The sequence below is a fragment of the Hydrogenophaga sp. genome (assembly GCF_019264445.1).
Lineage (GTDB): Bacteria > Pseudomonadota > Gammaproteobacteria > Burkholderiales > Burkholderiaceae_C > Hydrogenophaga.
This window is the reverse complement of record NZ_JAHVAB010000023.1, coordinates 21,299-35,448: the sequence shown is the minus strand read 5'-3', so window position 1 is coordinate 35,448 and position 14,150 is coordinate 21,299. Positions and strand designations below refer to the sequence as shown.

General features: G+C 67.6%; 14 protein-coding genes. 6 read left to right on the top strand and 8 right to left on the bottom strand.

Going from position 1 to position 14,150, the window contains the following annotated elements:
* Positions 1-35 precede the first annotated feature (35 nt).
* Entirely contained in the window at positions 36-848 is an 813-nt protein-coding gene (locus KXJ60_RS03055; protein WP_291123976.1) for a crotonase/enoyl-CoA hydratase family protein, read from the bottom strand.
* Between the two features lie 61 nt (positions 849-909).
* Here KXJ60_RS03055 and KXJ60_RS03050 point away from each other — a divergent pair, with 61 nt between their 5' ends.
* Positions 910-1,134: a cysteine-rich CWC family protein gene (locus KXJ60_RS03050; protein ID WP_291123974.1), complete on the top strand. Its 225-nt coding sequence runs from the start codon at positions 910-912 to the stop codon at positions 1,132-1,134.
* On the opposite strand, the gene KXJ60_RS03045 is transcribed toward KXJ60_RS03050, so the two are convergent.
* Positions 1,131-2,249 (bottom strand): AI-2E family transporter, encoded by a 1,119-nt coding sequence (locus KXJ60_RS03045; protein ID WP_291123972.1) that lies wholly within the window; start codon positions 2,247-2,249, stop codon positions 1,131-1,133. The genes KXJ60_RS03050 and KXJ60_RS03045 overlap by 4 nt on opposite strands.
* Before the next feature lie 80 nt (positions 2,250-2,329).
* Here KXJ60_RS03045 and KXJ60_RS03040 point away from each other — a divergent pair, with 80 nt between their 5' ends.
* From KXJ60_RS03040 to KXJ60_RS03020, 5 genes are all read left to right on the top strand, one after another.
* On the top strand, positions 2,330-3,835 hold the full coding sequence (locus KXJ60_RS03040) for an MFS transporter (protein ID WP_291123970.1): 1,506 nt from the start codon (positions 2,330-2,332) through the stop codon (positions 3,833-3,835).
* Between the two features lie 4 nt (positions 3,836-3,839).
* On the top strand, positions 3,840-4,604 hold the full coding sequence (locus KXJ60_RS03035) for a class II glutamine amidotransferase (RefSeq protein WP_291123968.1): 765 nt from the start codon (positions 3,840-3,842) through the stop codon (positions 4,602-4,604).
* 65 nt (positions 4,605-4,669) lie between these two features.
* Positions 4,670-5,695, top strand: a complete 1,026-nt coding sequence (locus KXJ60_RS03030; RefSeq protein WP_291123966.1) for an ABC transporter substrate-binding protein — start codon at positions 4,670-4,672, stop codon at positions 5,693-5,695.
* 7 nt (positions 5,696-5,702) lie between these two features.
* Positions 5,703-6,596 (top strand): ABC transporter ATP-binding protein, encoded by an 894-nt coding sequence (locus KXJ60_RS03025; RefSeq protein ID WP_291123964.1) that lies wholly within the window; start codon positions 5,703-5,705, stop codon positions 6,594-6,596.
* Between the two features lie 5 nt (positions 6,597-6,601).
* The gene (locus KXJ60_RS03020) at positions 6,602-7,429 is read left to right on the top strand and encodes an ABC transporter permease (protein ID WP_291123962.1); all 828 of its coding nucleotides are present in this window, start codon (positions 6,602-6,604) and stop codon (positions 7,427-7,429) included.
* A gap of 44 nt (positions 7,430-7,473) precedes the next feature.
* Here KXJ60_RS03020 and KXJ60_RS03015 read toward each other — a convergent pair whose 3' ends face one another.
* From KXJ60_RS03015 to gshA, 6 genes are all read right to left on the bottom strand, one after another.
* On the bottom strand, positions 7,474-7,935 hold the full coding sequence (locus KXJ60_RS03015) for a hypothetical protein (RefSeq protein ID WP_291123960.1): 462 nt from the start codon (positions 7,933-7,935) through the stop codon (positions 7,474-7,476).
* A 306-nt stretch (positions 7,936-8,241) separates the two neighbouring features.
* Positions 8,242-8,604 carry a VF530 family protein gene (locus KXJ60_RS03010; protein ID WP_291123958.1) on the bottom strand — a complete coding sequence of 121 codons (363 nt, stop codon included), beginning with the start codon at positions 8,602-8,604 and terminating at the stop codon, positions 8,242-8,244.
* A complete protein-coding gene (gene gshB / locus KXJ60_RS03005; protein ID WP_291123956.1) occupies positions 8,601-9,548 on the bottom strand; it encodes a glutathione synthase in 948 nt (315 codons plus the stop codon). Before gshB ends, KXJ60_RS03010 begins: the two co-directional genes overlap by 4 nt.
* Positions 9,549-9,553: 5 nt before the next feature.
* On the bottom strand, positions 9,554-10,741 hold the full coding sequence (locus tag KXJ60_RS03000) for a benzoate/H(+) symporter BenE family transporter (protein WP_291123954.1): 1,188 nt from the start codon (positions 10,739-10,741) through the stop codon (positions 9,554-9,556).
* A gap of 95 nt (positions 10,742-10,836) precedes the next feature.
* Entirely contained in the window at positions 10,837-12,705 is a 1,869-nt protein-coding gene (locus tag KXJ60_RS02995; RefSeq protein WP_291123951.1) for a potassium transporter Kup, read from the bottom strand.
* Positions 12,706-12,838: 133 nt separating this feature from the next.
* On the bottom strand, positions 12,839-14,131 hold the full coding sequence (gshA, locus tag KXJ60_RS02990) for a glutamate--cysteine ligase (RefSeq protein ID WP_291123949.1): 1,293 nt from the start codon (positions 14,129-14,131) through the stop codon (positions 12,839-12,841).
* Between the last annotated feature and the right edge of the window lie 19 nt (positions 14,132-14,150).

The following is a 14,150-nucleotide window of genomic DNA, read 5'->3' as shown; positions in this document are numbered from 1 at the left end:
CCCGCTCGGGCGCGGGCGCCCGAAAACCGTGGCGCTCAGCGCCCGCTGAAACGCGCCGCGCGCTTGTCCTGAAACGACAGCACGCCCTCGCGGGCGTCGTCGCTGCGGGCCAGGCGCTGCTGCGTGGCCTCGAATTCATCGGCCGCGGCCATCGGCCCGTCTTCCACCGCCTTGAGCGCGTTCAGCCGCGTAGCCACCACCGCCAGTGGCGCCTGCTGGGCAATGGCCTGGGCGATGCGCAAGGCCTCGTCCAGCTCGCTGCCGGCCGGCACCACGCGCTGCACGAAATGCAGCCGCAGCGCTTCGGCGCTGTCAAACACATCGGCCGTGAGCAGGTGCAGCAGCGCGTTGCCCAGCCCCGCGCGCTCGGCCATGCGCAGCGTCGCACCGCCCGTGGCCATGATGCCGCGCTGCACCTCCAGCTGCGAGAAGCGGCAGTCGTCGGCGGCCACCACGATGTCGGCCGCGAGCATGAGCTCGATGCCCAGTGTGTAGGTGATGCCCTTGACCGCCACCACCATCGGCTTGGTGCGGCGGCGGTAGCCGGGTCGCCCCAGGTTGAGCGGATCCACCAGGCCTTCGGCCATGGCGCGTTCGCCGCGCTGCATGAGCGGTGCGAAGCTGGGCAGGTCGAGTCCGGCGGTGAAGTGCTCGCCCAGCGCGTGCAGCACGCCCACGCGCAGCGCGGGGTCGTCGTCGAGCCGGGTGTAGGCCTCGGCGAGCGCCTGCATCATGGCGGGCGTGAAACCGTTGCGCTTGGCCGCGCGGTCAATGCCGATCAAGAGCACGGGGCCCTGCACCTCGGTGACGATGCGGCCGGCGGAAGAGGGGGTGGCGGTGTCGTTCATGGCGCCATCGTAGGCCGGCCAAGCCCTGGGCGCCCATCACGTGGGTGACTACACTGCCGCCATGACCCGCGACCCCTCACCGCCCGACCCGTGCCGCTGCCCGCTGTGCGGCGGCGACAACCGCTGTGCGATGGAGATCGAGCGCGAAACCGGCCAGCCCCAAGCCCCGTGCTGGTGCCTGAGCGCCACCTTCACTGCTGAGCTGCTGGCGCGCGTCCCGCCTGCGGCGCGCGGTCAGGCGTGCATCTGCGCGGCTTGCGCCGCGGCGGCGCACAAGCGCGGTTAGGCCGACGGGTCGGCGCCGTCACTGCGCGCGGGTGCTGGCAGCGGGGGCGGGTGGGTTGCAGGCGGCGCCCTCATGCTATGCAGCCACTCGCGCCAGATGGCCACCAGCAGCGCCATGAGCACCGGGCCCACAAACAGGCCGACGATGCCCATGGTTTTCACGCCGCCGACAAGGCCAAAGAACGTGGGCAGGAACGGCAGCTTCACCGGCCCGCCCACCAGGCGCGGGCGCAGCGTCTTGTCGACGATGAACAGCTCGATCGAGCCCCACGCAAACAGGCCCAGACCCGCCCACAGGTGCCCGGAGCCCACGAGGTACAGCGAGACCAGGGTGAACGACAGCGGCGCACCGCCTGGGATCAGCGCCATGAAGCCGGTGACCACGCCCAGCAGCACCGGCGACGGCACACCCGCCACCCAGTAAGCCACGCCCAGCACCACGCCCTCGCCTATGGCAATCAGGCCCAGACCGGTCACCGTGGCGCTCACGGTGGCCGGCACCACGCGCGAGAAGCGCTGCCATTGCAGGGGCAGCACGCGCTCGCCGATGGTGTCGAGCTGGCCCGCAATGCGCGCGCCGTCCTTGTAGACGAAAAACAGCGTGATGAGCATGAACAGCAGAGTGAGCGCCAGGTTCACCACATCGCCCGTGGCGCTGAGCACCATGCGGTAGATGTTGCCGATGTGCTGGCCGCTGAGCAGCTGGATCCAGTCGCCCAGCGCGTGCGGCTCGCCCAGGTGCTCGCGCCAGTAGGTGGCCAGCGTTTCGCCCACCCACGGCAAGGCTTCGATCCAGGCCGGCGGCGGTGCGCCGTTGCGGTTCACGTCCAGCAGCCAGGCCACCAGGCCGCTGGCCTCCTTCAGCGCGTAGTGCAAGGCCAGCGTGAGCGGCACCACCAGCACCACCACCACGATCACCAGCGCCAGGCTGGCCGCCAGCGTGGTGCTGCCCCGGCAGGCGCGAACACCGCGCAGGTACAGCGGCCAGCTCGCAAAACCGATGATGAGCGCGGCCAGCACCGGCACCAGGAAGCCGGCGAAGAAATACACACCAGCCGCCACGATCAGCAGCAACAGCCCGCGGATGATCAGGGAAGCGTTCGGAACAGGCGGCATGGGCGGGGTGCAGGCAGGGGAAAAAGGGGCTGGGGCAATATACCCGACCCCCTATGGCAAACTGGCCGCCGCGCCCTCCCATGACGACCCCTTCCAGCGACCACTCCCTGCCCGCCCTGCGTGAGCGCTATGGCGAACGCTACCGCTGGCTGCTGTTGCTCTCGGTGATGGTGGGGACCATGGCGGCCATCATGTCGTCGACCGTCATCAACGTCGCCATTCCCGACATGAGCCGGCACTTCACGCTCGGCCAGGAACGCGCGCAGTGGGTCACCTCGGGCTTCATGGCGGCCATGACCGTCTCCATGCTCACCACGCCCTGGCTGCTGGCGCGCTATGGCTACCGGCGCACCTACGTGGGCTGCATGTGGCTGCTGATGGTGGGCGGCGTGGCCGGCGGCTTTGCCAACGACTACCCGCTGGTGCTGGCTGCGCGCGTGGCCGAGGGCCTGGCTGCGGGTGTGGTGCAGCCCATCCCGGCCATCATCATCCTGCGCGCCTTCCAGCCGCACGAGCAGGGCCGTGCGAGCGGCATCTTCGGCATGGGTGTGGTCCTCGCGCCCGCGCTGGGCCCCAGCATCGGGGGCTTGCTGGTCGATGGCTTTGGCTGGCGCTCCATCTTCTTCATGGTGGTGCCGTTCTGCCTCACCTCGCTGTGGCTCGCCTACCGCTTCGTGCCCACCACGTCGCCGGGTGGCGGTGCAGCCAACCCGCAGGGGGCCGGCCTCGACTGGCGCGGCCTGGCCCTCGCCGCGGTGGGCACGCTGTGCCTGCTCAACGGCCTGGTGGAGCTGCACGGCGGCACCGCCGCCACCGCAGCCCTGCTGCTGGGCGGCGCCGCGCTGATGCTGGTGACCTTCATCTGGCTGGAGCGGCGCACGCTCAAGGCGCGGCGGCGCCGGCCCGACGAAGGCGTGGACCCGCTCATGAACCTGTCGCTGTTCAAGGACCGGCGCTTTGCCATGGGCAGCATCGTGGCCTTCATCTACGGCATTGCGCTGTTTGGCTCCACCTACCTGCTGCCGGTCTACATGCAAAGCGGGCTGGGCCTCTCGGCATCGCACGTGGGCACCATTCTTCTGCCGGCGGGCCTGGTGCTGGCGGTGGCCATCGCGGTGGTCGGGCGGCTGGCCGACCGCCACCCCACTCACCAGCTGGTGAGCATTGGCCTGGTGCTGCTCTCGGCCTCGTTCGGGCTCATGGTCACCATCGACCCGGGGCGCCCGATGTGGGTCATCCCGCTGCTCGTGACCTGGGCCATCGTCGGACGCATCGGCCTGGGCTTCATCCTGCCCTCGCTCAACATCGGCGCCATGCGCGGCCTGGAGCGGGTGGACATTGCGCAGGGCGCCAGCGTCATCAACTTCCTGCGCATGCTGGGCGGCGCGGCGGGCGTGAGCCTGTGCGGCATCGTGCTCGAGTGGCGCCTGGCCGCGCACGGCGTGCAGCTCACCGCAGGCGGCGTGGGCACGCCGGCGCGCGTGGCCGCGTTCGAAGAAACCTTTCTCATGCTCGCGGCTATCTGCGCGCTGGCGCTGACCGCTGCGCTGAAACTGCGGGCCGCCGCACCTCCACCGCCACAATAGCCTTATGTGCCAACTGCTCGGACTCAACTGCGCCACGCCGACCGACGCGTCGTTCAGCTTCACCGGTTTCTGCCAGCGCGGCGGCAACACCGACCACCACGCCGATGGCTGGGGCATCGCCTTCTTCGAGGGCAAGGGCCTGCGCCTGTTCATCGACCACGAGAGCGCCTCGCAGTCGCCCATGGCGACTTTCCTGCAGGGCTATCCGCTCAAGAGCCGCAACATCATTGCCCACGTGCGCAAGGCCACCATTGGTGAAGTGGCGCTGGAAAACGCCCACCCCTTCGTGCGCGAGCTCTGGGGACGGCAGTGGGTGTTTGCGCACAACGGCGACCTGAAAGACTACGCTCCGCCGCTGCACAGCCATTTCCGTCCGGTGGGCACCACCGACAGCGAGCGCGCCTTCTGCTGGCTCATGCAGGAGCTGGCCAAGTCGCACGCCAGCCTGCCCGATGTGCGCGAGCTCACGCTCACCCTGCGCGAGCTGGTGCCCCAGGTGCGCCAGTTCGGCACCTTCAACTTTTTGCTCTCCAACGGCGAGGCGCTGTGGGCGCACTGCAGCACCAAGCTGCACTGGCTGGTGCGCCAGCACCCGTTTGCACAGGCCACCCTGATGGACCAGGACTGGACGGTGAACTTCGCCGAACTCAACCAGCCCGGCGACCGCGCCGCCGTGGTCGTGACCACACCGCTCACCAGCAACGAGCAGTGGGCCGCGTTCGAGCCCAACGAGCTCAAGGTGTTCGTGGACGGCCTGCCCTTGCCGTGATTTCCCGGGTACCCGCGGGCGGCGCCCCGGGCTACCATGGCTCCTTCCAACAAGGAGACAACCCCATGCAAAGACGACACCTCGTCGCCGGCGGCCTGGCCGCTGCCGTGCTGCCCCCGTTCGCGTTCGCACAAGGCCTGGAAAAGCCCAAGGTCACCATCGCCGTGGGCGGCAAGAACCTGCTGTACTACCTGCCCCTGACGATTGCCGAGCAGCTCGGCTACTTCAAGGCCGAAGGGCTGGACGTGACCATCGTCGACTTCGCGGGCGGCTCGCGCGCGCTGGCCGCCGTGGTGGGCGGCAGCGCCGATGTGGTCTCGGGCGCGTTCGAGCACACCATCAACATGCAGTTCAAGGGCCAGCCCATGCGCGCCTTCGTGCTGCAGGGCAGCGCGCCGCAGATCGTGCTGGGCGTCAACCCCAAGACCATGAGCGGCTTCAAAACGGTGGCCGATCTCAAGGGCAAGAAAATCGGCGTGACCGCCCCGGGCAGTTCCACCAACGTGATGGTCAACTTCGTGCTCGCCAAGGCGGGCCTCAAGCCCAGTGACGTGAGCATCGTCGGCGTGGGCGCGGGCAACGGTGCCGTGGCCGCCATGCGCGCGGGCCAGATCGACGCCATCAGCAACCTCGACCCGGTCATCACGCTGCTGCAGCGCTCGGGCGACCTCAAGATCGTGTCCGACACGCGCATCGTGGCCGAGTCGGAAAAGGTGTTCGGCGGGCCCATGCCCGCCGGTTGCCTCTACGCGCCGCAGCCCTTCCTGGACAAGAACCCCAACACCGCGCAGGCCCTGGCCAACGCGATGGTGCGCGCGTCCAAGTGGATCCAGGCCGCCGGGCCGGGCGACATCATCAAGGCCGTGCCCGAGAGCTTCCTGCTGGGCGACCGCGCGGTCTACATCGATGCCTTCATGGCCGCCAAGGGCGCGCTGTCGCCCGATGGCAGCTTCCCGACCAAGGGCGCCGACACCGCCTTGCGCGCGCTGGCCAGCGTGGACGCCGACCTGGCCAAGGCCAAGCTCGACCTGAACGCGGTCTACACCAACGCCTTTGTGCAAAAGGCGAACTTGAAGTACCCGAAAGGCTGATGCCCTGATGACGACGAGCCCCGCCATCGACCTGCAGGGCGTGTCCTGCACCTTCATCAGCAAAGACGACCCCGGCCAGCGCTACACGGCCGTGCGCGACGTGACGCTCACGGTGGGCGCGGGCGAGTTCGTGAGCGTGGTCGGCCCCACGGGCTGCGGCAAGAGCACGCTGCTCAACGTCGCGGCCGGCCTGCTCTCGCCGAGCACCGGCACGGTGAAGGTGTTTGGCGAGCCGCTGGACGGCATCAACACGCGCGCGGGCTACATGTTTCAGACCGAGAGCCTGATGCCCTGGCGCACCGCGCTGGGCAACGTGATGGCGGGCCTGTCGTTTCGCGGTGTGCCCGACGCCGACGCGCGCACGCAGGCCGAAGAATGGCTGCGCCGCGTGGGCCTGGGCGGCTTTGGCGACCGCTACCCGCACCAGATGAGCGGCGGCATGCGCAAGCGCGCGAGCCTGGCGCAAACATTGGTGCTCGACCCCGACATCATCCTGATGGACGAACCATTTTCCGCGCTCGACATCCAGACGCGCCAGCTGATGGAAAACGAGGTGCTGGACCTGTGGGCGGCCGGCAGCGGGCGCCGGGCCGCCCCAAGCCCGATGCGCTCCCCCTCGGGGGGACCGCGCGAAGCGCAAGGGGGCAATGGCCGCAAAGCGGTGCTGTTCATCACGCACGACCTGGACGAAGCCATCGCCATGAGCGACCGTGTGGTGGTGCTCAGCGCCGGCCCGGCCAGCCACCCCATCGGTGAATTCGCCATCGACATCCCGCGCCCGCGCGACGTGGCCGAGATCAAGACCACGGCCCGCTTCGTCGAACTGCACGCCGCCATCTGGGCCGTGATGCGCGAGGAAGTGCTCAAGGGCTACGAGCAGCAACTGAAGAAAGCGGCCTGAGCACCATGTGGAACCTCATCAAGCCGCAGCCCAAGACGCTGCGCCTGTGGCAGCTGGCCCTGCTGGTGGCCCTCATTGCGTTCTGGTACCTCATGACCACGCCCGGGCTCATCCCGCCGTTCATGTTCGACAACGACCGCCAGGCCGCCTTCTTCTTTGGCGAGCCGGTGCGCGTGGCCCAACGCATCTGGACCTGGTTCGTCACCGACGCCGACATCTACCAGCACCTGGGCGTGACACTCACCGAAACCGTGCTGGCCTTCGCCATTGGCGCCATTGGCGGACTGCTGGGCGGCCTGTGGCTCGCGCTCAGCCCCATGGCCTCGGCCATTCTGGAGCCGTACATCAAGGCCATGAACTCCATGCCGCGCATCATCCTGGCGCCCATCTTCGCGGTGTGGTTCGGCCTGGGCATCGCCAGCAAGGTGGCGCTGGGTGTCACGCTGGTGTTCTTCATCGTGTTCTTCAACGTCTACCAGGGCGTGAAGGAAGTGAGCCCGGTGATCCTGGCCAACGCGCGCATGTTGGGCGCGAGCCAGAAGCAGCTGCTGCGCCATGTGTACCTGCCCAGCGCCACCAGCTGGGTGTTCAGCTCGCTGCACACCAGCGTGGGCCTGGCGTTTGTGGGTGCGGTGGTGGGCGAGTACCTGGGTTCCAGCCAGGGCGTGGGCTACCTCATCCTGCAGGCCGAAGGCAGCTTCGACATCAACACCGTGATGGCCGGCATCGTGGTGCTCACCCTGTTTGCGCTGGCGCTCGATGCCGCGGTGGGCAAGATCGAAAAGCGGCTGATGAAGTGGCAGCCCAAGGTGGGCGAGACCGAAAAACTGTAAGGGCCGCTCGCGGCGGCCCTGGTGTGCTTTCAAGCCCTGTGGAATCAGGGCTGGTAGCAGGCGCCCGAGGCGTCGTGCTGGATGCCGATCAGGTCGCCACCGGCGCTGCCCCACACGTTGCCGCCCGTGAAGATCAGGCAACCTTCGCCCTTGTAGAGCGCCTGCATGCGGCGCGCATCGTTGCCGAAATAGAACGGGATCCAGCGCTTGCCCGATTCGTAGGTGTGAAAGCGGTCGGGTGTGCGGCCCATGGAGGTCTGCACTTCCTGCATGTCCATGCCGATCTTGAGCGCGGCAAACTTGCTGCCTGGCCGGACCTTGCCCGTGATCTCGCCTTCGTAGGTACCGTCGCGCGACTTGGCGGTTTGCTTCTCGGACGCAGCGGGCGCGCTGGCAGCAGGCGCAGGCGCTGAAGCGGTGGAAGACGTTGGCGACGGCAACGACGTGCCGCAGGCGGCGAGGAGTGTGACAGCGCAGAGCGAAGCGAACTTGTTCAGAGTGTTCATGGTGCGTTTTGGGTTGAAGACGAAAAAAAAGCCACGGAGCCCAGGCATCTGAAGTGCCCGGCGCATTGTGGCCCAGTCAACCCTTGACGTACCCGATCGGGCAGGCCGCCTCGCGGCGGCGACGCGCTCAGCGCAAGCCGAAGAAGCTCAGCACGAAGCCGATGACGACGATCAGCCCGACGATGTAAATGATGGTGTTCATGGCGGTGCTCCTGTTGTGATGGGGTGAGACCATCGTAGGCCGGGCATCGCCTGCCCGCCGTCAGCTGCCGCGACGCCTGCGTGTAGGACGGGGATGACGCCGCCTCAAGATGCCCGCGCACCCGGGCCGCCCCGACCGGCGCGGCGCTCTTCCCGCAGCATGAACAGGTAGAGGCTCTCGACCTTCTCCCGCGCCCAGGGCGTCTTGCGCAGAAAGCGCAGGCTCGAACCCACGCTGGGGTCCACGTTGAAGCAGCGCACCGGGATGCGCTCGCCCAGGCCATCCCAGCCATAGTGGTCGGCGAGCGCGGTAACGATGGCCTCCAGCGTGAGCCCGTGCAGCGGGTTGCGCGGCTGGGGTTCTGAGCCCCCACGCTCTGCCGCTTCGCGGGTCGCTGCCCCCCGAGGGGGCTGGCCTTGCTGGGGGCGGCCCGGCGCGGCGGCCGTTGGGTCGTCGTCTTCGCTCATGCCATGGCCGCTTCAAGTGCGTCCACAAACATGGCCGGCACATCGAAGCCGGTCTGCTGCTGGATTTCCTGGAAACAGGTCGGGCTGGTGACGTTGATCTCGGTCACCTTGTCGCCGATCATGTCCAGCCCCACCAGCAGCAGGCCGCGCGCGGCCAGCGTGGGCGCAATCGCCTCGGCCACGGCGCGGTCCACGTCGCTCAGCGGCTGCGCCACGCCCTTGCCACCGGCGGCGAGGTTGCCGCGCACCTCGCTGCCCTGCGGAATGCGCGCGAGCACAAAGGGCGCCACCTTGCCGCCAATGAGCAGCAGGCGTTTGTCGCCCAGGGTGATCTCCGGCAGGTAGCGCTGCACCATGACGCTGGTGGCACCACCCTGGTTGAGGGTTTCGATGATGGAGCCCAGGTTCATGCCGTCGGCACCCACGCGGAAGATGCCCATGCCGCCCATGCCGTCCAGCGGCTTGAGGATCACGTCCTTGTGTTCGGCGTGAAAGGCGCGGATCGCCTCGGGCCGGCGCGTCACCAGCGTGGGCGGTGCGAACCGCGCGAACTCCATCAGCGCAAGCTTCTCGGGATGGTCGCGCAGCGCCTTGGGGCTGTTGAACACGCGGGCGCCTTCGCGCTCGGCCTGCTCCAGCAGGTGGGTGGCGTAGAAGAACTCGCTGTCAAACGGCGGGTCCTTGCGCATCAGCACGGCGTCAAAGCTGTGCAGGGGTTCGCGGCCCTCGCTGGTGACGCTGAACCACGCGTCGGCGTCGCCCGTGAGCGTGACGTGGCGCACCTGCGCCGTCACCGGCTGGCCGCTTTGCCACTGCAGGTGCTCGGGCTCGCACGCGGCCAGCGTGTGGCCGCGCTTCTGCAGCTCGCGCATCATGGCGAAGGTGGTGTCCTTGGTGGTCTTGAAGGCTTCAAGCGGGTCGGCGACGACGAGGATTTTTTTCATGGTGTTCAGGAAGACTTTTTCGAGGCGAGCCCGTACTGTTGCACAAGCAGCGCCAACGCGCCGGCGACCACGCCCCAGAAGGCCGAGCCGATGCCGCCAATGACCACACCGCTGAGGGTGACAAGGAAAGTGATGAGCGCGGCCTCGCGGTGCGCGTCGTCTTTGAGCGCTGCGTGCAGGCCACCGCCGATGCTGCCCAGCAGGGCAATGCCCGCAATGGCCAGCACGAGCTCGCGCGGAAACGCAATCAGCAAGCCGGTGATGGCCGCGCCAAAGAGGCCGATCAGCACATAGATGCCGCCGCACACCACGGCCGCGGTGTAGCGCTTCTTCGGGTCGGGGTGCGCTTCGGGCCCCATGCAGATGGCCGCGGTGATGGCGCTGAGGTTGAGCGCAAACCCGCCAAAGGGCGCAAGCACGATCGTGGCCAGGCCGCTGAGCGTGATGATTTTCGAGATCGGCATGTCGTACCCCGCCGCGCGGATCGCGGCCACGCCAGGCAGGTTCTGCGACGCCATGGTGACCACAAACAACGGCAGCGCCAGGCTGGTGAACGCGGCGAGGCTGAAGGCGGGCAGGGTGAAGACGGGCATAGCCAGCTCGAACGTCACCGCCCTGCCCTGAAACTGGCCCCGCGCCACCACGTAGGCGATGGCCACCGCCAGCGTGAGCGGCACCGCGTAGCGCGGCAGCAGGCGCCGCCCCAGCAGATAGGCCAGGAGCATCAGCGCCACCAGCGGCAAGGCGGTTTGCGCGGCGGAAAAGGCCTGCAGGCCGAAACGCGCGAGCACGCCCGCGAGCAGCGCCGACGCAAGGGCCATGGGGATCTTGTTCATCACGCGCTCGAACCAGCCGGTGGCGCCCACGATGACGATGAGGACCGCGCTGATGAGGAATGCGCCGACCGCGTCGGCCATGGTGAAGCCGCCCGCCATGCCGGCGGTGGCCAGCACCGCCGCACCCGGGGTGCTCCAGGCAATCATCACGGGCTGGCGCAGCACCAGCGAGGGCACGGCCGAGCACAGCCCCATGCCCAGCCCGAGGGCCCACATCCACGAGGTGATTTGCGCGGGCGTCGCGCCAAAGGCCTGTGCCGCCTGGAACACGATGGCCACCGAGCTGGTGAAGCCCACCAGCACCGCCACGAAGCCGGCGGAAGCGGCGGAGAGATTGACGTCGCGGAAAAAGGGCATCGGGCGATTGTCCACGCCCTTCACTGCCACTTCGCCCGCCCTACCGTTTGCCCTGAGCCAGAGCGGTGGTTGGTCTCAGCCCGGACGGGTGCTTCTCAAATCTCCACTTTCGAGCCCAGCTCAATGACCGCGTTGCTCGGCAGGTTCAGGAACTCGGCGGCCGCGCTGGCGTTGTGGTGCATCTGGGCAAACAGCTTCTCGCGCCAGGGCGCCATGCCGCTGCCGATGGTGGGCACCACCACGTCGCGCGAGAGGAAATAGCTGGTGGTCATGGCGCCCAGCTCGCAGCCGCGCCCGCGCATGGCCTCCAGCGCCTCGGGCAGGTCCACGTCGTTCTTGAAACCGTAGCTCACCACCACCTGCCAGCAGTCATGCCCGAGGGCCTCGACCTTCAGCCGCCGGTCCAGCCCGATCCAGGGCACTTCGTGGCTGCGCACCGTCACAAACAGGTTCTGCTGGTGCAGCACCTTGTTGTGCTTGAGGTTGTGCAGCAGGGCGTTGGGCACGGTACCCGTGTCCGACGTGAGGAACACCGCCGTGCCCTCCACGCGCGCCGGGGGGGCGATGAACAGGGCGTCCAGGAAGCTGTTGAGTTCGATCGACTCGGCATGCTGCTTCTCCGCCATGAGCATGCGGCCCCGCTTCCACGTCATCATCAGCGTGAACACCGCGCCGCCAATGAGCAGCGGGAACCAGCCGCCGGCAAACAGCTTGAGCAGGTTGGAGCTGAAGAACGCCAGATCCACCAGGAAGAACGTACCGGTGGCGGCCACGCAAAGCCACAGCGGGTACTTCCAGCTGTAGCGGATCACGTAGAAGGTGAGCACCGTGGTGATCAGCATGTCCAGCGTGACGGCGATGCCGTAGGCGGCCGCCAGGTTGGTGGACGACTTGAACATCACCACCGCCAGCACGATGGCGGTGAACAGGCTCCAGTTCACAAACGGCATGTAGATCTGGCCGGTGTGCCGCACGCTGGTGTGCTGGATCTTCAGGCGCGGCAGGTAGCCCAGCTGGATCGCCTGCTTGGTCACGCTGAAGGCGCCGGTGATGAGGGCCTGCGAGGCGATCACGGCGGCCATGGTCGCCAGGCACACCAGCGGCAGCAGCATCCAGGGCGGGGCCATGTTGAAGAACGGGTTCTTCACCGCATCGGGGTCGGCCAGCAACAACGCGCCCTGGCCAAAGTAGTTCAGCGTGAGGCAGGGCATGACCACCATGAACCACGCCAGGCGAATGGGCCGTTTGCCAAAGTGCCCCAGGTCGGCATACAGCGCCTCAGCACCCGTGACGCACAGCACCACGGCACCCAGGATGATGAAAGTGGTGCCCGGCTGCGCCCACATGAAGCGCAGCGCATGCAGCGGGCTGATGGCCTCCAGGATTTCCGGGTGGTCCACGATCTGCACCACACCCAGCACGGCGATGGTGAGGAACCAGGTCAGCGTGATCGGGCCAAAGAACCGGCCGATGCCCCCCGTGCCGCGCTTTTGCACCGCAAACAGCGCGAACAGCACCAGCAGCGTGATGGGCACCACGTAATGCCGGAAATGCGGCGAGATCACCTCCAGGCCCTCCACCGCCGACAGCACGGAAATCGCCGGGGTGATGACGCCATCGCCGTAAAACAGCGAGGTGCCGAAGATGCCGATGGCCAGCAGGCCCTGGCGCAGCGCCGGCCGGTCTTTCACCGCGGTGGAAGCCAGCGCGAGCATGGCAATCAGCCCGCCCTCGCCGTTGTTGTCGGCGCGCAGCACGAGCACCACGTACTTGAGGGAAACGATGACGGTCAGTGTCCAGAACAGGATGGACAGGATGCCGTAGACGTTCGCGTGGGTGAACGGCACATGGCCGGAGCCAAAGACCTCTTTGACGGCGTACAGCACGCTGGTGCCGATATCGCCATACACCACGCCGATGGCGCCCAGGGTGAGCGCCGCAAGTGACGATTTGGAAGCGGACACAAAACAACCCCGGCCTGTCGGCGCGGGGTTCAGTTGTCGAGGGAACGCGATTTTGCGCCAGCCGGGGGCGCCTTGTCTGTCGGCTCAGCCGTCTAAAACCGCGGCCCTGCGACAAATGTTGCGCCGCAGCAACTCACTCGTAGACCTCGGCGTCGGGGTCCGTGGCTTCGAGTTCGTAGCTGGCCGCCAGCATCGCCAGGCGGCCGATCACGCCGTACATGTAGAACCGGTTGGGCACGCTGGCGCCCGGCTTGACGCCCGGCTGCGGCAGTTGCGCGCTCTGCTCGAACGCCAGCGGCACATAGCTGGAGCCGGGGGCATTGAGGTTCTCGTCCACGCCGCGGTCGGCGTGCACGCGGTAGAAGCCGCCCACCACGTAGCGGTCCATCATGTAGACCACCGGCTCGGCCACTGCGCTGTTGATGCGCTCGTTGGTCAGCACGCCTTCCTGGATGATCACCTCGTGCACCGCCTGCCCGGACGAGGTCACGGCCATGCGGGCCTTGGTCTTGTCGGAGAGGTGGTCAAGGTCCTTGGCGTCGCGCACCGTGAGGATGCCCATGCCGCCGGTGCCGTTGTCGGCCTTCACCACGACGAACGGCTTTTCGTTGATGCCGTATTCCTTGTACTTGCGGCGGATCTTGCCCAGCAGCGCATCGGTGTTGGTGCGCAGGCATTCCAGGCCGGCGGCCTCGTTGAAGTCGACTTCGCCGCACTGGCTGAACATCGGGTTGATGAGCCAGTGGTCCATGCCCAGCAGCTTGCCAAAGCGCTTGGACACCTCTTCATAGGCCTTGAAGTGGTGGCTCTTGCGGCGCGTTCCCCAGCCGCCGTGCAGGGGCGGCAGCAGGTACTGCTCGTGCAGGTCTTCCAGGATGCCGGGCACGCCCGCGCTCAGGTCGTTGTTGAGCAGGATGGTGCAGGGGTCGAAGTTCTTCAGGCCCAGGCGCCGCTTGCTGCGGATCAGGGGTTCGAGCACCACTTTTTCACCGCCGGGGAGGTCGATGGTGGTCGGTGCCTTGATGTCGTTGGACAGCGAGCCCAGGCGCACGTTGAGCCCGGCCATGTAGAAGATGCGCTGCAGCTGGGCCAGGTTGCTCAGGTAGAAGATGTCGGTGGTGCTCTCGGGCACCAGCAGCAGGTTCTTGGCCTCGGGGCAGATCTTCTCGATGGCGGCCATGGCCGCCTGCACCGCCAGCGGCAGCATCTCGGGCGTGAGGTGGTTCCAGCCGCCGGGGTACAGGTTGGTGTCCACCGGCGCGAGCTTGAAGCCGGCGTTGCGCACGTCCACCGAGGTGTAGAACGGCGGCGTGTGTTCCATCCACTCCAGCCGGAACCAGCGCTCGATCACCGGGGTGGACTCGAGGATGCGCTGCTCGAGTTCGTTGATGGGGCCGGTGAGGGCGGTGACGAGGTGGGGAACCATAGGGGGGAGGGGTATGGGC

Coding starts and splice junctions, on each gene's coding strand:
- KXJ60_RS03035 (WP_291123968.1), top strand. CDS start 3,840: ATGTGCCAACTGCTCGGACTCAACTGCGCCACGCCGACCGACGCGTCG.
- gshA (WP_291123949.1), bottom strand. CDS start 14,131: ATGGTTCCCCACCTCGTCACCGCCCTCACCGGCCCCATCAACGAACTC.
- KXJ60_RS03000 (WP_291123954.1), bottom strand. CDS start 10,741: ATGCCCTTTTTCCGCGACGTCAATCTCTCCGCCGCTTCCGCCGGCTTC.
- KXJ60_RS03025 (WP_291123964.1), top strand. CDS start 5,703: ATGACGACGAGCCCCGCCATCGACCTGCAGGGCGTGTCCTGCACCTTC.
- KXJ60_RS03010 (WP_291123958.1), bottom strand. CDS start 8,604: ATGAGCGAAGACGACGACCCAACGGCCGCCGCGCCGGGCCGCCCCCAG.
- KXJ60_RS03050 (WP_291123974.1), top strand. CDS start 910: ATGACCCGCGACCCCTCACCGCCCGACCCGTGCCGCTGCCCGCTGTGC.
- KXJ60_RS03030 (WP_291123966.1), top strand. CDS start 4,670: ATGCAAAGACGACACCTCGTCGCCGGCGGCCTGGCCGCTGCCGTGCTG.
- KXJ60_RS03015 (WP_291123960.1), bottom strand. CDS start 7,935: ATGAACACTCTGAACAAGTTCGCTTCGCTCTGCGCTGTCACACTCCTC.
- gshB (WP_291123956.1), bottom strand. CDS start 9,548: ATGAAAAAAATCCTCGTCGTCGCCGACCCGCTTGAAGCCTTCAAGACC.
- KXJ60_RS03045 (WP_291123972.1), bottom strand. CDS start 2,249: ATGCCGCCTGTTCCGAACGCTTCCCTGATCATCCGCGGGCTGTTGCTG.
- KXJ60_RS03040 (WP_291123970.1), top strand. CDS start 2,330: ATGACGACCCCTTCCAGCGACCACTCCCTGCCCGCCCTGCGTGAGCGC.
- KXJ60_RS03020 (WP_291123962.1), top strand. CDS start 6,602: ATGTGGAACCTCATCAAGCCGCAGCCCAAGACGCTGCGCCTGTGGCAG.
- KXJ60_RS03055 (WP_291123976.1), bottom strand. CDS start 848: ATGAACGACACCGCCACCCCCTCTTCCGCCGGCCGCATCGTCACCGAG.